Consider the following 14,725-nt stretch of genomic DNA (forward strand, 5'->3'; position numbering starts at 1 on the left):
CGTGCCGGCCATCCTGCGAACGGCACCCCGCATCTACCAGCTCGCGTCGAGTCCGAGATGCCGCAGCGCTGCGTGGCGCAGTTCGGCGAGACGCGGGTCGCCGCGATGGCGCGGATAGGGGAGGTCGACACGCAATTCCGCGACGATGCGTGCGGGACGCGGGCCGAACACGATCACGCGCTGCGCGAGGAACAGCGCTTCCTCGACGTCGTGCGTGACGAGCAGCGCGGAGAAACCGTCGCGCTGCCACAGTGCGGTCAACTCGGCCTGCATCGTCAGCCGCGTCAACGAATCGAGCTTGCCGAGCGGCTCGTCGAGGATCAGCAGACGCGGATCGTTGACGAGCGCGCGGGCGAGCGCGACCCGCTGCGCCATCCCGCCCGACAACTGGTGCGGAAACGCGTTCGAGAATTCCTGCAGCCCGACGCGCGCGAGCGCATCGTCGACGCGATGCCGCGCGGTGCGCGCCACCCCGCGCGCCTCGAGGCCGAGCGCGACGTTCGCACGCACGCGGCGCCACGGGTAGAGCGTCGGATCCTGGAACACGACGATGCGCGACGGATCGGGCCGTTCGATCGGCGCGCCGTCCTGCGCGATGCTGCCCTGCCGCGCGGCGTCGAGGCCCGCGACGAGCCGCAGCAGCGTCGATTTTCCGCAGCCGCTCGGGCCGAGCAGCGCGACGAATTCGCCGGCCACGACCGACAGCGTGACGTCGTCGAGCACCGGCAGCGCGCCGCCGGGGCCGTCGAATGCATGGCTCACGCGACGAATGTCGATGCGCGCGCCGCGCGGCGCGGTCGCTTCAGGCGCGGCGGGCGCGGTGGCCCGTGGGGAAACGGACGATTCGAGAGCGGCGGCGCTTACCATTTGACGGTTCCTTTCTGCCACGCGAGCACACGGTCGCGCACCGCGAACAGCAGCGCGATCAGCCCGGAAAACAGCAGCGCCATCACGATCAGCGCCGCATACATGTTCACGTACGATGCCCAGCCCTGCGCCCAGCTCAGGTACCAGCCGAGCCCCGACTTGACGCCCATCATCTCCGCGACGACGAGCACCGTGAACGACGCGCTCAGCCCCATGAAGATGCCGACGAACACATGCGGCAGCGCGGCCGGAATCGCGACGCGCAACACCAGGAAGCGCGCGTTCGCGCCGAGCGTGCGCGCGACGTCGTAGTACTGCCGGTTCACGCTCGCGACGCCCGACCACGTCAGCACCGCGACGGGGAAGCCGGTCGACAGCGCGATCAGGAACGCGGCGGCCGAATAGCTCGTCGGGAAGAAGTAGAACGTGAGCGGCAGCAGCGCGGTGGCCGGCACGGGGCCGAGCACGCGCAGCACCGGATGCACCCAGTAGCCGATGCGGCGCGACCAGCCGATCGAGACGCCGACCGCGAACCCGACCGCGACACCGTAGGCAAACCCGAGCGAAAGCAGCTTCAGCGTATTGCCGGCGCTGCCGGCAAGGCGCGGCCAGTCGTCGACGTAGACCTCGATCAATGCCTGCGGCGGTGCGAAGAACGGCGTCGGCAGCCAACCCGTTTTGGCCGTGACGATTTCCCACGCGGCGAGCACGAGCGGCAGCGCGACGAGCCAGGGGCCGGCCGGGCGCACGCGGGCGAGCCGCGCGCGCGTGGCCGGCACGCGATGGCCGAGCGTCGCGGCGGCCAGCAGCAGTGCGGCGATCGCCCACGCGGCGATGCCGAACGTGTCGGTGTATGCCCAGTCGGTGAAACCGACGACGCGGTTCGGCCACACGTAGGTCACCGCGCCGAGCGCGGCCCACGCGAGCGCCGCGACGACGCCGGTCGGCCAGGTGCGTGCCCGGCGGGCTTCGGCCGCGAGCGTCGCGTCGCAGGCCGTGCACGCGGCACGGGGCGCGGCGGTAGCTGTCACGGTGGCGGCATCGCCCGGTGCCGATGCGGTGCGCGCGGCGGATGCGTGTTCGATCGTCGACATCGCATCACCCCAGCACGTTCGCATAGACCTGCTGCGCGAAGCGCTGCGGGTCGGTGCTCTTCTTCAGCACGCTGATCCGGCGGAAATCGTCCGCGTAGAACGCGATCTCCTGCTGCAGGTCGACGTTGGTCGGGTGGTGCGTGTAGGTCAGCGTCGCGTACAGCTTGCGCAGGTCGTCGGGGCTGATCTTCGGCGAATACTTCGCGAACGCCTTCGCGGCTTCGTTCGGGTTGTCGTGCGTGTACTCGGTGGCCTGCACGATCGAGCGCGCGAGCGCCGCGGCCGCGGGCCGGTCGTTGCGCACGAGGTCGCCGCGCGCACCGATCACGCAGCACACCTTGCGCGCGTATTCGCCGGACAGGTTCGTCGCGAGTTCCGTATACGCGCCGTTGCTGCGCTTCTCGAGCAGATAGAGGTTCGGGTCGCCGTCGGCGATCGCCTGGATCTCGCCCTTGTCGACCGCGACGCCGAGCAGGTCGGCCGGATACTGCCGCCACGTGATGTCGCGTTCGGGATCGATGCCGTGCTTCGCGAGCAGGATCGAGAAGAAGTGCTTGCCGGGCGCGGCGAGATCGCTGACGCCGACCGTCTTGCCCTTCAGCGCCTGCAGTGTCGTGACGCCAGCCGTCTTCGCGCCGAGCAGCCGCACGCAGCCGCCGTGCGAGCTGCCGATGATCTTCACGTCGAAGCCGGCTTCGAGCGGCTTCAGCCAGCGGTGGATCATCCCGACCGCGGCATCGGCCTTGCCGGTCGCGATCGATTCGAGCAACTGGTCGGTCGACCCGCTGTAGTTGATCAATTCGACCTTCAGCCCGTTCTTCTCGAAGAAGCCGTTTTCCTGCGCGACGACGATCGGCGTCAGGCAGAACGCGTTCTGGTTCCACGCGAACGTGAGCTTCTTCAGCGGCGGCGCGGACCAGGCCTTGCGGCCGAGCGTGATCGCCGGCGCGGCGAGCGCGGCGGCGCCGGCCGCGCGCAGCAGCCGTCGGCGCTTGTCGTCATGGGCGCCGGCCGGCGTGCGTGTGGTGGGTTCGGTCATTGGGTGGTCTCCGGTTCCGGTCGTGCGGAAGGGCGCTCAGTCGAGCAGGTCGGGTTCGTCGGCGACGACGCGCGCGAACAGGCTGTCGAACGCGTGCAGTGCGCCGTCGGGGCCGCCGATCTGGCCGTGCGTGTGTCGCGCGGTCGCGTGATCGATCGGTTGCGGCGTGCCGGCCGCTTCCGCCAGCAACTGCGTGTGCGCGGCGTTGTCGAGCGCGATGTACCACCACGCGGCGGCCTCGACCGTCGGGCCGGCCGTCAGGATTCCGTGGTTCTTCAGGATCGCGCCCTTGTGCGTGGTGCCGTCGGGCTTCGCGAGCGCGTCCGCGATCCGCGCGCCTTCGCTCGTATCGACGACCATGCCCGTGAAGTCGTCGAACAGCGCGTGGTCCTCGTAGAACACGCACGCGTCCTGCGTCAGCGGGTCGAGCGGGCGGCCGAGCGTCGACCACGCCTTGCCGTAGGTCGAATGCGTATGCGCGGCCGCGACGAGGTGCGGATGCGCGTCGTGAATCGCCGCATGGATCGCGAACGCGGCCTTGTTCAGCGGCCGGTTGCCGATCGCGGTTTCGCCGCGCGCGTTGACGAGCAGCAGGTCCGACACCTTGATCTGCGAGAAATGCACGCCGAGCGGATTCACCCAGAAGTGGTCGGACAGTTCCGGATCGCGCGCGGTGATGTGACCGGCAAGGCCCGACGCGAAACCGTAACGCGCGAACAGGCGGAACGCGGCCGCTAGCCGCACCTGCCGGTGGCGGCGCTCGGCGGCGACGTCGAAGCGCGGCGCGGGCGGATCGAACCAGAAATGCTGGCGCGGCGTGTCGGCAAGGACGAGGCCCGACGCGGTACGCGCGGGCGATGAAGCAGAGAGGACGGCGGACATGGCTTGCGTCTCCGTTGGCATCAGGCTGCGCGGCGCGCCGCGTCGCGTGCCGCGACGGCGCCGCGCACGCGTGGAATCAGTTCGCGGCCGTAGTCGATCGCGTCTTCGAGCGGATCGAAGCCGCGGATCAGGAACGTCGTCACGCCGAGGTCGTAGTAGTCGAGCAGCGCGTCGGCGACCTGTTCGGGCGTGCCGACCAGCGCGGTCGAATTCGAGCGCGCGCCGGTGAGCTTCGCGATCTCGGTCCACAGCCGCTTGTCGACGCGCGAGCCACGTTCGGCCGCGGCGAGCAGGCGCCGCGCGCCTTCGCTCTGCTGCGGGCCGCCGGTGCCGAGGCCGGCCGCTTCGCGCAGCCGGCGGGTTTCATCGAGGATCCGGTGCGCGCGTGCCCACGCTTCGTCTTCGGTCGCCGCGAGAATCGGCCGGAACGACACGGAGAAGCGCACCTGCCGGCCGTGCTTCGCGGCTTCGGCGCGCACGCGGGTCGTCAGGTCGCGCACCTGGTCGAGCGATTCGCCCCACAGCGCATAGACGTCCGCATGCTTGCCGGCCACTTCGAGCGCCGCCTCCGAGGCGCCGCCGAAGTAGATCGGCACGTGTGGCCGCTGGAACGGCTTGACTTCCGAAAAGCCTTGCGTGAAGCGGTAGTGCGCGCCGTCGTGATCGAACGGCTGCGTGTCGGTCCAGATGCGCCGCAGGATGCCGAGGTATTCGTCGGTGCGCGCATAGCGCGCGTCGTGATCGAGGAAATCGCCGTCGCGCTGCTGCTCGCTGTCCGAGCCGCCGGAGATGAAGTGCACGGCGAGCCGGCCGCGGCTGAACTGGTCCAGCGTCGCGATCTGCCGCGCGGCGAGCGTCGGCGCGGTGAAGCCCGGGCGATGCGCGAGCATGAAGTGGATGCGCTCGGTCGCGGCGGCCGCGAACGCGATCGTCAGCGTCGCCGACGGGCCGGTCGAGTGGTGCGGGACGAGGATCCGGTCGAAGCCGGCCGTTTCGTGTGCGCGGGCGAAGTCGCGCACGTAGTCTGGGTCGACGACGGGGCCGGCAGCCGGATGGATTTCCGACTGCTTCTGGCTCTGGATCATGCCGATGAATTCGACGCTCATCTGGGTCTCCGATGCAAGGACGGTCCGGCGCGGCCAGCGATGGCCGGCGGGGGCGGGAATGGAGCGCAGATTACCGTCGGGATCATGCGGAACGGAAATAATCAATCCCGATTTGAATATCAGATTTGCATGGTTTGGGGGTGTGTGCGTTGCGCATACGCTGTGGGTTCGCGATGGAATCGAAAGGGCGTCGGGCGCATGTCCGCCGGGGCTGCCGCGCCGGGCAGGAACCGGATCGGCATGCGGTCCGGTTCCTGTCCGGGATTCGCGGCCCGGTTCAAATGCCGGTGCGTTGGCGAGCTTGTGTGGGACCCGTCCGTGAATCGGCCTGTGAATCGGCGGTCGGTCGCCGAGGCTTCCTGAGCCGCCGCACCGTTCGCCAATCGATCTCCGCTGTTACTTGCGTTACCCAGCTATCCAGCTACCCAGTCACCGAGGGAACTCGTACCGATGTCCGCCAGCCTTGCTGCTTCCTCGCCGCTTTCGCCGCAGTCGTCGCTGCGCTACCTGCCTGCCGACGATGCACGCGTCGCCGCGTTGCTCGAGCGTCTCGCGCCCGAACTCGCCGCCGACGCCGCCCGCAACGACGTCGACGGCCGCTTTCCGCACGAGAACTTCGCGCGTCTGCATCGCGCCGGGCTGATCGCGCAGGTCGTGCCGCGCGAGCGGGGCGGCGCGGGCGCGACGCTCGCACAGGCGAGCCGGATCGTGGCCGCCGTCGCGCGCGCCGATCCCGCGACCGCGCTGGTGCTGACGATGACGTATCTGCAGCATCGCGCGCTCGGCCGTGCGGACAACCGCTGGCCCGCGCGCCTGCGGCATGCGGTGTTCGACAGTGCCGTCGACGAAGGTGCGCTGATCAACGCGCTGCGGGTCGAGCCGGCGCTCGGTTCACCGTCGCGCGGCGGTCTGCCCGACACGATTGCGCGTCGCGACGGCGACGGCTGGCGGCTGTCCGGCCACAAGCTGTACAGCACGGGCATTCCGGCGCTGCGCTGGCTCGCCGTGTGGGCCCGCACCGACGAGCCCGAGCCGCGCGTCGGCGTGTTTCTCGTGCGGCGCGAGCGCGACGCGGAGGACGACGCGCGTATCCGCGTGATCGAAAGCTGGAATCACCTGGGCCTGCGCGCATCGGGCAGCCACGAGGTCGTGTTCGACGACGTGCGGCTGCCCGCGGATCATGCGGTGGACGTGCGTGCGCCCGATGCGTGGGCCGTGTCGGCCGCGAGCCATGCGGATGTCGACGCGCAGGCCGACCAGCAGGCATGGATGGTCGCGTTGCTCGGCAGCCTCTATGACGCGGTGGCGCGTGCGTCGCGCGACTGGCTGCTCGATTTCGCGACGATCCGTGCGCCGAGCGGGCTCGGTGCGCCGCTCGCGACGCTGCCGCGCGTGCAGGAGGCCGTCGGCGAGATCGAAGGGTGGCTGCACGCGAACCGCGTGCTGCTCGACGAGCACATCGCGCGCACCGATGCGGGCGACGCGCCGACGGTGACGACGAGCGGCCTCGTCAAGCGAGCCGTGACGGAACAGGCGATCCGCACGGTCGAACACGCGTTGAAGCTGTCGGGCAATCACGGGCTGAGCCGCCATAATCCGCTCGAACGTCACTATCGCGACGTGCTGTGCGGCCGTGTGCATACGCCGCAGGATGATGCGATCGCGGTCGCCGCGGGGCGCGCGGCGCTCGAGGCGGCGCGAAGCGCGAACGCGGAGGCGGAAGCAGTGGCGGAAGCAGTGGCAGAAGCAGTGGCAGAAGCAGTGGCAGAAGCAGAGGCGGAAGCAGTGGCAGAAGCGGAGGCAGAAGCGGAGGCGAATGCAGAGGCGAATGCGAATGTAGAAGCGCAAGCGCAAGCAGAGGCGACGTCACGCAATGCGCAGGCATCCGGTCGCAACGATGCGTGAGCCGGTCGGCGTGACGGTCAGCGTAAACGGGGCGACGCCGTGCCGGCGTCGCCGGCTTCGCTCAAGCGGCCTCGTCGTGCGCGGCCGCATCCGCGGGCAGCGCGAACGCCGTGCGCGCATGCGCGGCCACGGCCGCCAGCGGCGCCGTGAAGCGCGCGGCGTCCTGCCGGTGCAGCAGCCACAGATCGATCTGCGGCTTGAAATCGGCGAGCGGGACGATGTCGACCGCGTCGCGCAGCGGGCTGCCTTCCACGAGCGGCAGCGGCATCAACCCGATGCCGAAACCGTTCGCGACGCTCTGCAATTGCAGGTCGCGGCCGTAGGTGTCGAGCGTGACCGGCATCGGCAGCCCCTGCGCGTCGAGTGCGCGGCGCAGGCCCGCGCGAAAGCCGCAGCCGTCGGGATTGAGCACCCAGCCGCGCGCATGGCAGTCGGCGAGCCGGTAGCTGCGGCGCGGCCAGTCGCCCTTGCGGCCGACCGCGACGAGGCGCGTGGCCAGCAGCCGCTCGCCTTCGACCTGCGGCGGCAGCACCAGCTCGCGGGCCAGAAACACCAGCGCCGCGTCGAGTTCGCGGCGCGCGACGCGCTCGACGAGCATGCCGCCCCAGGCGGTCGTGACCTGCGTGGCGAGCGCCGGCCATTGCCCGGCGAGCTGCGCGATCAGGCCCGGCAGCATCAGCTCGCCGAGCCCTTGCGTGAGCCCCACGCGGAATTCGCCGGCGGGCGGCCGCTGGCCGGCCGTCAGTTCGCGCAGCGCATCGACTTCGCGCAGGATCGCGCGGCACTGCTCGAACACCTGCAGGCCGATGTCGGTCGGGCGCGGCGGCTTCGTGTTGCGGTCGAGCAGCGTCACGCCCAGCGCTTCCTCGAGATTCTGCACGCGCCGCGTGATCGCCGGCTGCGTCATCCCGAGCTCGGCCGCGGCCTGGCTCAGCGTCTGGCAGCGGACGACCGCTGCAAAAGCGTCGATATCGCTAATTTTCATGTTTGTTCTGCATGGTCTTTCGGGTGCATCATGACGATCCATCATATTCGGCATCATATTCGAGGAGCCAGCCGATGAGTACGCTTTCGTTGCAGCAGACGCCGCTGCGTCCGTTCGTCGATGGACTGGGCGCGCTGCTCGCGTCCCGCGCGAACGAGGCGCGCATCCTCGACGAGGGCGGCGCGCTGCTTGCCGGGCTGGTCGCGCACGACGACTGGCTGCCCGACGCGTTCGCGCAGCCCGATCCCGAGCGCTACCGCCAGTACCTGCTGCATCTCGATCCCGACGCGCGGTTTTCCGTCGTCAGCTTCGTGTGGGGGCCCGGCCAGACGACGCCGATCCACAACCACACGGTGTGGGGGCTGATCGGGATGCTGCGCGGCGGCGAGTTTTCGCAGCCGTACCGGTTCGACGCGGCCGGCAAGCCGGTGCCGTCGGGCGATGCGGTGCGGCTGCAGCCGGGCGACGTCGAGGCCGTGTCGCCGCGCATCGGCGACGTCCATCGCGTGACCAATGCGTTCGCGGACCAGGTGTCGATCAGCATCCACGTGTACGGCGCGAACATCGGCAAGGTGGAGCGCGCGGTGTTCCTGGACGACGGCACCGTGAAGCCGTTCGTGTCCGGCTATTCGAACGTGTGATGGAACGTGCGATCGAACGCGTGACCCCGCAGGTCGCCGGCGCCCCATTGCGAGGGCACGGCCGCAGGCTCAAGATTCATCCGTTTTCCGTGTGCCTTCTTCACCGACTTCAACAGAATCCGACAGAGACATCGTGACGCAAACCGTTGATTCCACTTCCCGTTTCCCCGTCGCGTCGTACCAGGACGTACGCGCGCGCCTGCTGGCCCGCGACGAGCTCGCGCTGATCGACGTGCGCGAGGAGGATCCCTACGCGCAGGGCCATCCGCTGTGGGCCGCCAACTTTCCGCTGTCGAAACTCGAACTCGACGCATGGACACGCATTCCGCGCCGCGACACGCCGATCGTCGTGTTCGGCGAAGCCGGCGACGAGGATCTCGCGCCGCGCGCGGCCGCGACGCTCGCGCAGCTCGGCTATACCGACGTGCGGCTGCTCGACGGCGGCCTCGCGGGCTGGCTCGCCGCGGGCGGCGAACTGTTCATCGACGTGAATGTGCCGAGCAAGTCGTTCGGCGAATGGGTCGAGGCCGAGCGCCATACGCCGTCGCTGTCCGCGCAGGACGTGCAGGCGCTGATCGACGCGAAGGCCGACGTCGTGATCGTCGACGCGCGCCGCTTCGACGAATACCAGACGATGAACATCCCGACGTCGACGAGCGTGCCGGGTGCGGAACTCGTGCTGCGCGTGCGCGCGCTCGCACCGAACCCGGAAACGCAGGTGGTGGTGAACTGCGCGGGCCGTACGCGCAGCATCATCGGCACGCAGTCGCTCGTCAACGCGGGGCTGCCGAACCCGGTCGCGGCGCTGCGCAACGGCACGATCGGCTGGACGCTCGCCGGCCAGACGCTCGAGCACGGCGCCGCGCGACGGTTTCCGGACGACGTCGAACCCGCGCAGCGTGAGGAAGCGCGCCGCGCCGCGCGCGCGGTAGCCGAGCGCGCCGGCGTGCCGCGCATCGCGCTCGCGGACGTCGCCGCGCTCGACGAACCGGGCCGCACGCTGTACCGCTTCGACGTGCGCACGCCGGAGGAATACGAGGCCGGCCATCTGCCGGGCTTCCTGGGCACGCCGGGCGGCCAGCTCGTGCAGGAGACGGATCATCACGCGGCCGTGCGCGGCGCGCGGATCGTGCTCGCCGACGACGACGGCGTGCGCGCGGACATGACCGCGTCGTGGCTTGCGCAGATGGGCTGGGACGTGCGCGTGGTCGAGCCGGCCGGCACGGCGGCGTTCACCGGGCGCGGCCAGCCGCCGCGCGACGTGCCGGCGACGCCGCAGGTGACCGAAGTGTCGCCCGTGACGCTCGCGGGCTGGCTGAAGGACGCGGCAGCGGGCGAGATCGCGATCGTCGACGTGACGACCAGCGCGAACTACGTGAAGCGCCATATCCCGGGCGCGTGGTTCGTCGTGCGTGCGCGGTTGCGCGACGCGCTGGCCGCGATTCCGCCGGCGAAGCGCTATGTGTTCACGTGCGGATCGAGCTTGCTCGCGCGCTTTGCAGCGGACGACGCGCGTGCGTGGTTGCCGGCTTCCGCGGCGATCTCGGTGCTGACCGGCGGCACGACCGCATGGATCGACGCGGGGCTGCCGCTCGAGCACGGCGAGACCCGCCTGGCGTCGCCGCGCGTCGACCGCTACCGGCGCCCGTACGAAGGCACCGACAACGCGGCCGCCGCGATGCAGGCCTATCTCGACTGGGAATACGGGCTGGTCGACCAGCTCAAGCGCGACGGCACGCACCACTTCCGCGTGATCTGACCGCGGCGCGGCAACCGGCGGGCGGCACGACCTGCGCCGCGCCCGGCTGCCGCGCGTTCAGCGGCTCATCGCCTTCGGCGCGCTCAGCGCTTGAAGGTATCGACGGCCGTGCGGCCGACGGCCGGATCGTCGGTGAAGAAGCCGTCGATGCCCGCGCGCAGGTAGGCCTGGATCTCGCGCACCGAGCCTGCGGTGTTGCGCGTGGCCGGCGTGCCGCCGTCCTTCAGCGAGGCGGGCAGGAAGTTGTTCTCCGGACGGAACGTGTACGGATGCACGACGAGGCCGGCCTCGTGCGCGTAGCGCACGTACGGCGTCGGCTGCTGCAGCGTGCCGTCCGCGGCGACCGCGATGATCGACGTCTTGTACGGGCCGACGCCGTTCGCATAGGACGCGATCTCGCGCATCCCGTCGCGCGTCGACAGGTCGCCATAGGTGCGCTTGTCGTTCGCCTTCACGAAGTCGTACGGACGCTGGTCGGCTTCGTCCATCAACTGCACGAGCTTCCAGTTCGGCTGGCTCGACTTGATCCGGTTGCGGATCGTCTTCAGGTTCGCGACCTCGAACGACTGGATGTAGACGGTCGCCGTGCGCGCCGTGTACGGATCCTTCAGCAGCGCGTCGACGAGACGGTCCTCGAGCGGCAGGTTGATCGACTGGAAGTACGTCGGGTGCTTGGTTTCCGGATACAGGTGGATCGTGCGGCCGGTCTGCGCGGACATCTGTTTCGCGAGCGCGACGATCTCGTCGAAGGTCGGAATCTCGAACTGGTCGTTGTACGCGGTGTTCGCCGGGCGGACCTGCGGGATGCGCTCGCGGGCGCGCAGCGTCTTCAGCTCGGCGAGCGTGAAGTCCTCGGTGAACCAGCCGGTCAGCTGCGCGCCGTCGATCGTCCTGGTCGCCTTGCGGCTCGCGAATTGCGGCAGCGTCGACACGTTCGTCGTGCCGGAGATCTCGTTCTCGTGGCGCGCGACGAGCACGCCGTCGCGGGTCGCGACGAGGTCGGGTTCGATCACGTCCGCGCCGTCCTCGATCGCCTTGCGATACGACGCGAGCGTGTGCTCGGGGCGCAGCGCGCTCGCGCCGCGATGGCCGACCACCTGGACCTTCGCGGAGATCGGCCGGGTGGGATCGGACGCCGAGACATCGTCGCCGCCGCAGGCGGCAAGCAGGAGGGCGGCGGCACAGGCGAACGGGATGCAGCGCAGGGCGGTCGGGCGCGTGAAGAGCATGTCGGTGAACCTTCGAAACGGAAGTCGGGGAAAGGGCGGTCGGTCCGGCGGCGCGGCCTGTCGTGCCGGGCCGCGCGGGATCGAACGGGACGCGATCGTCGCACCGGATAATTACATATGTATTACTTTGTCCTTTCTTTTTGGTTGTCGCGTAAAACGCGCGGAACACCCGGCACGCGCAACCGTGCGTGTGCCGCGATCCGGCCGTCGCCGGGAGCCGGCGCGCCGGATGCACTAAACTTGCGGGACTTTTGCATCGCCGCGCCGGGCCGCGCCCGTCCGGGCACGACGATGCGGCGACTCGCGGGCCGGCGCGGGCGCCCGGCGCCCGTGTGCGTCCGGGGCCCGCGCCGGCCGATTTTTACCGACCCATGACGACTCATACCGATCCCGCCTACCTGCTCGGCGACCTGCTGAAGAACGTTTCCCGCTCCTTCTACCTGACGCTGCGCGTGCTGCCCGACGGCATGCGCGACCCGGTCGGCCTGGCCTACCTGCTCGCACGCGCGGCCGACACGATCGCCGACACGGCGCTCGTCGCGCCCGATCGCCGCGCGGCGTTGCTGACCGAGATGCGCGACGAGGTCGAACGGCTCGGCGACGGCGCGGCGCTGTCGCACGCGCTCGAGGACGTGACGCGGATGCAGACGGATTCGCACGAGCACGTGCTGCTCGGCTCGATGCCGCCGATGCTCGCGCTGCTGCGCGCGCAGCCGGCAGCCGATCGCGCATCGATCCGCAAGGTCGTCGCGACGCTGACGTCGGGGATGGAGTTCGACCTGCGCACGTTCCCCGACGAGCAGTCGGGGCAGGTCGCGTCGCTGCCGAACCGCGACCTGCTCGATCGCTACACGTATCTGGTCGCCGGCTGCGTCGGCGAGTTCTGGACCGACATGACCGGCGCGCACACGCGGGCCGCGCGCGGCTGGGATCCGGCGGACATGCGCGAGAAGGGCATCCGTTTCGGCAAGGCGCTGCAGATGACCAACATCCTGCGCGACTGTGCGAAGGACCTGCGGATCGGCCGCTGCTACCTGCCGGACGACGTGCTGGCCGCGCACCGCGTGGGGGTCGCCGACCTGATGTCGCCCGACGCGTCGGCGCGTGCCCGCGGCGTGCTGGTCGACCTGCTGCGCGTGGCGCTCGATCAATATCGCGACGCGTGCCGCTACACGCTGGCGATTCCGCGCCGCTTCGTGCGGCTGCGGCTCGCGTGCCTGTGGCCGATCATGATCGGCCTGGAAACGCTCGAACTGCTGGCCGGCCACGATGCGTGGCTCGATCCGGCGAGGCCGGCGAAGGTGCCGCGCAAGCGGATCTACCGGATCATGGCGGCGTCGCTCGCGCTCGTCGGCTCGAACGCGGCGATCCGTGCGCGCACGAACGCGCTCGTCGACGCGGTCAACGCGCGGATCGCGCAGCCGTCCGCGCGCTGAGTCGCGCTGAATCGCGCGGAACGATGCCGGCGCGTGACGCGACTGGCGCCGGCATCGCCCCTCGGCCCGCGTTCGCCGGGCCGCTCCCGTCCGATCTCCTGCACCCCGACTGAAACGTTTTCACGATTTCGCTTTCCGAAACGTGGGTGTCATGAACGTCAGCGATCCTTCGCGGCGGCGTGAGGCGCGGCGTCAGCCGCGGTCGCGCATTGGTAAGAGGGTTGTTGCCGAAGGCGTCTGACGACATTGGACGGTCTCGATGCACCAGTAAAAATGTAAAGCTAGGGTTTTCACCGGGAAATGCCGGAAAGGCCCGTCGCGTAAGCGTTTTCAGGTGTTATGTAACCGTTTGGTGAACCCGTGCGTTGCGTCGATCATACGATGACCGACTGCGCATATTGGGAAACGATTGGTAATCCGTCAGAATCGCACCGGCATGTACTCGCACATGTGTCAGTCATAAAACCACACCAGAAAAGAAATCATTCTTTGAGGACGGAGAATCAATGAAAAAGCGCGTCGCTTTCGCCATGACGGCAGCGGGTCTCGCAGCCGCTACCGCCGCCCACGCCCAGAGCAGCGTGACCCTGTACGGTATCGTCGATAACGCTATCGCCTACCAGAACAACTCGTCGGCAACCGGCGCGACCACGGGTGGTCACTCGAAGGTGCAGATGGCCACCGGCATTTGGGCAGGCAGCCGCTTCGGCCTGAAGGGCAGCGAAGACCTCGGCGGCGGCACGAAGGCGATTTTCCAGTTGGAAGCCGGCTTCAACGCGAATAACGGCTCGTCGCAATGGACGAACGGCATCTTCACGCGTCAGGCATGGGTCGGTATGACCAACGCGACGTACGGTACGCTGACGGCCGGCCGCCAGTACACCGCGTACTACACGCTGCTGTCGCCGTACAGCCCGACGACCTGGCTGACCGGCTACTACGGCGCGCACCCGGGCGATATCGACTCGCTGGATACCAGCTACCGCACGAACAACTCGCTCGTCTACATGTCGCCGAAGTTCTACGGCTTCACGGTCGGCGGTTCGTACTCGTTTGGCGGCGTCGCAGGCAGCGTGAACCGCGGCTCGACGTGGAGCGCGGCGATCCAGTACCTGAACGGCCCGGCAGGCATCGCAGTCGGCTTCCAGCGCATCAACAACTCGACGCTCGGCGGCGGTGTGTGGGGCGCGAACTCGACCGCGCAGAACGGTCTGGACACGAGCGGCAACGGTGCGGAACAGGCCGTGTCGTCGATCAACAACGGCTACAAGTCGGCACAGGCGCAACAGCGCGTCGCCGTGACGGCTGGTTACCAGTTCACGCCGTCGTGGGACATTTCGGCGTCGTACTCGAACGTTCAGTACATCCCGGGCGTGGGCTCGTCGTTCCGCAACACGGCGATCTTCAACACGGCGGGCGCCGTGCTGCACTGGAAGGCAGCGCCGCAGTGGGACTTCGCGGCAGGCTACGCGTACACGCGTGCGACCGAGTCGAACGGCATCTCGAGCTCGGCCAAGTACCATCAGGTCACGCTGTCGCAGTACTACAGCCTGTCGAAGCGCACGGGCCTGTACGCAGTCGAGGCTTACCAGCACGCGAGCGGCAACACGCTCAACGGCGGCTCGATCATCGCAGCGACGACGTCTATCGGCGACGGCGTGGGCGCAGGTTCGAAGCAGAACCAGATCGGCGTCGGCGTCGGCCTGATCCACCGCTTCTGATGTCGCGCGGCGCGCGAGCGTCGCTCACGGCATGCGGTACGAAAAAACCGGCCTTCGGGCC

At 69.3% G+C, this 14,725-nt stretch carries 12 protein-coding genes; 5 read left to right on the forward strand and 7 right to left on the reverse strand.

Features of this window, described 5'->3' with window-relative positions; genetic code table 11:
• Positions 1-33: 33 nt before the first annotated feature.
• From U5771_RS06010 to U5771_RS06030, 5 genes are read right to left on the reverse strand one after another with little or no spacing between them, the layout of a single operon-like run.
• Positions 34-867, reverse strand: a complete 834-nt coding sequence (locus U5771_RS06010) for an ABC transporter ATP-binding protein (RefSeq protein WP_322023131.1) — start codon at positions 865-867, stop codon at positions 34-36.
• Positions 861-1,961, reverse strand: a complete 1,101-nt coding sequence (locus tag U5771_RS06015; RefSeq protein WP_322023132.1) for an ABC transporter permease — start codon at positions 1,959-1,961, stop codon at positions 861-863. The genes U5771_RS06010 and U5771_RS06015 overlap by 7 nt, the downstream gene beginning before the upstream one ends.
• 4 nt (positions 1,962-1,965) lie before the next feature.
• Positions 1,966-3,000, reverse strand: a complete 1,035-nt coding sequence (locus U5771_RS06020) for an ABC transporter substrate-binding protein (RefSeq protein WP_322023133.1) — start codon at positions 2,998-3,000, stop codon at positions 1,966-1,968.
• Positions 3,001-3,036: 36 nt separating this feature from the next.
• Complete coding sequence (locus tag U5771_RS06025) at positions 3,037-3,882, reverse strand: class II aldolase/adducin family protein (RefSeq protein ID WP_322023134.1); 846 nt, start codon at positions 3,880-3,882, stop codon at positions 3,037-3,039.
• A gap of 20 nt (positions 3,883-3,902) precedes the next feature.
• Positions 3,903-4,988, reverse strand: coding sequence for an LLM class flavin-dependent oxidoreductase (locus U5771_RS06030; RefSeq protein ID WP_322023135.1), 1,086 nt, complete (start codon positions 4,986-4,988; stop codon positions 3,903-3,905).
• Between the two features lie 450 nt (positions 4,989-5,438).
• Between U5771_RS06030 and U5771_RS06035 the strand changes: the two genes are divergently transcribed.
• Positions 5,439-6,893 carry an acyl-CoA dehydrogenase family protein gene (locus tag U5771_RS06035; RefSeq protein ID WP_322023136.1) on the forward strand — a complete coding sequence of 485 codons (1,455 nt, stop codon included), beginning with the start codon at positions 5,439-5,441 and terminating at the stop codon, positions 6,891-6,893.
• A 61-nt stretch (positions 6,894-6,954) separates the two neighbouring features.
• On the opposite strand, the gene U5771_RS06040 is transcribed toward U5771_RS06035, so the two are convergent.
• Positions 6,955-7,878 (reverse strand): LysR family transcriptional regulator, encoded by a 924-nt coding sequence (locus U5771_RS06040; protein ID WP_322023137.1) that lies wholly within the window; start codon positions 7,876-7,878, stop codon positions 6,955-6,957.
• Positions 7,879-7,952: 74 nt separating this feature from the next.
• On the opposite strand from U5771_RS06040, the gene U5771_RS06045 reads away from it, so the two are divergent.
• Entirely contained in the window at positions 7,953-8,519 is a 567-nt protein-coding gene (locus tag U5771_RS06045; RefSeq protein WP_322023138.1) for a cysteine dioxygenase, read from the forward strand.
• A 133-nt stretch (positions 8,520-8,652) separates the two neighbouring features.
• Positions 8,653-10,278, forward strand: coding sequence for a rhodanese-related sulfurtransferase (locus tag U5771_RS06050; protein WP_322023139.1), 1,626 nt, complete (start codon positions 8,653-8,655; stop codon positions 10,276-10,278).
• Positions 10,279-10,361: 83 nt separating this feature from the next.
• On the opposite strand, the gene U5771_RS06055 is transcribed toward U5771_RS06050, so the two are convergent.
• A complete protein-coding gene (locus U5771_RS06055; RefSeq protein WP_322023140.1) occupies positions 10,362-11,507 on the reverse strand; it encodes a glycerophosphodiester phosphodiesterase in 1,146 nt (381 codons plus the stop codon).
• Positions 11,508-11,878: 371 nt separating this feature from the next.
• Between U5771_RS06055 and U5771_RS06060 the strand changes: the two genes are divergently transcribed.
• A complete protein-coding gene (locus U5771_RS06060) occupies positions 11,879-12,943 on the forward strand; it encodes a phytoene/squalene synthase family protein (RefSeq protein ID WP_322023141.1) in 1,065 nt (354 codons plus the stop codon).
• A 506-nt stretch (positions 12,944-13,449) separates the two neighbouring features.
• Positions 13,450-14,664 (forward strand): porin, encoded by a 1,215-nt coding sequence (locus tag U5771_RS06065; protein WP_322023142.1) that lies wholly within the window; start codon positions 13,450-13,452, stop codon positions 14,662-14,664.
• Positions 14,665-14,725: the final 61 nt, after the last annotated feature.

It is taken from the genome of Burkholderia sp. BCC1977 (genome assembly GCF_905339595.1).
In the GTDB taxonomy this organism is placed as follows: domain Bacteria; phylum Pseudomonadota; class Gammaproteobacteria; order Burkholderiales; family Burkholderiaceae; genus Burkholderia.

Excerpts from the sequence above, each read along its gene's own strand:
- U5771_RS06025 (WP_322023134.1), bottom strand. The coding sequence starts at position 3,882 with ATGTCCGCCGTCCTCTCTGCTTCATCGCCCGCGCGTACCGCGTCGGGC.
- U5771_RS06055 (WP_322023140.1), bottom strand. The coding sequence starts at position 11,507 with ATGCTCTTCACGCGCCCGACCGCCCTGCGCTGCATCCCGTTCGCCTGT.
- U5771_RS06015 (WP_322023132.1), bottom strand. The coding sequence starts at position 1,961 with ATGTCGACGATCGAACACGCATCCGCCGCGCGCACCGCATCGGCACCG.
- U5771_RS06060 (WP_322023141.1), top strand. The coding sequence starts at position 11,879 with ATGACGACTCATACCGATCCCGCCTACCTGCTCGGCGACCTGCTGAAG.
- U5771_RS06035 (WP_322023136.1), top strand. The coding sequence starts at position 5,439 with ATGTCCGCCAGCCTTGCTGCTTCCTCGCCGCTTTCGCCGCAGTCGTCG.
- U5771_RS06040 (WP_322023137.1), bottom strand. The coding sequence starts at position 7,878 with ATGAAAATTAGCGATATCGACGCTTTTGCAGCGGTCGTCCGCTGCCAG.
- U5771_RS06045 (WP_322023138.1), top strand. The coding sequence starts at position 7,953 with ATGAGTACGCTTTCGTTGCAGCAGACGCCGCTGCGTCCGTTCGTCGAT.
- U5771_RS06020 (WP_322023133.1), bottom strand. The coding sequence starts at position 3,000 with ATGACCGAACCCACCACACGCACGCCGGCCGGCGCCCATGACGACAAG.
- U5771_RS06010 (WP_322023131.1), bottom strand. The coding sequence starts at position 867 with ATGGTAAGCGCCGCCGCTCTCGAATCGTCCGTTTCCCCACGGGCCACC.
- U5771_RS06065 (WP_322023142.1), top strand. The coding sequence starts at position 13,450 with ATGAAAAAGCGCGTCGCTTTCGCCATGACGGCAGCGGGTCTCGCAGCC.
- U5771_RS06030 (WP_322023135.1), bottom strand. The coding sequence starts at position 4,988 with ATGAGCGTCGAATTCATCGGCATGATCCAGAGCCAGAAGCAGTCGGAA.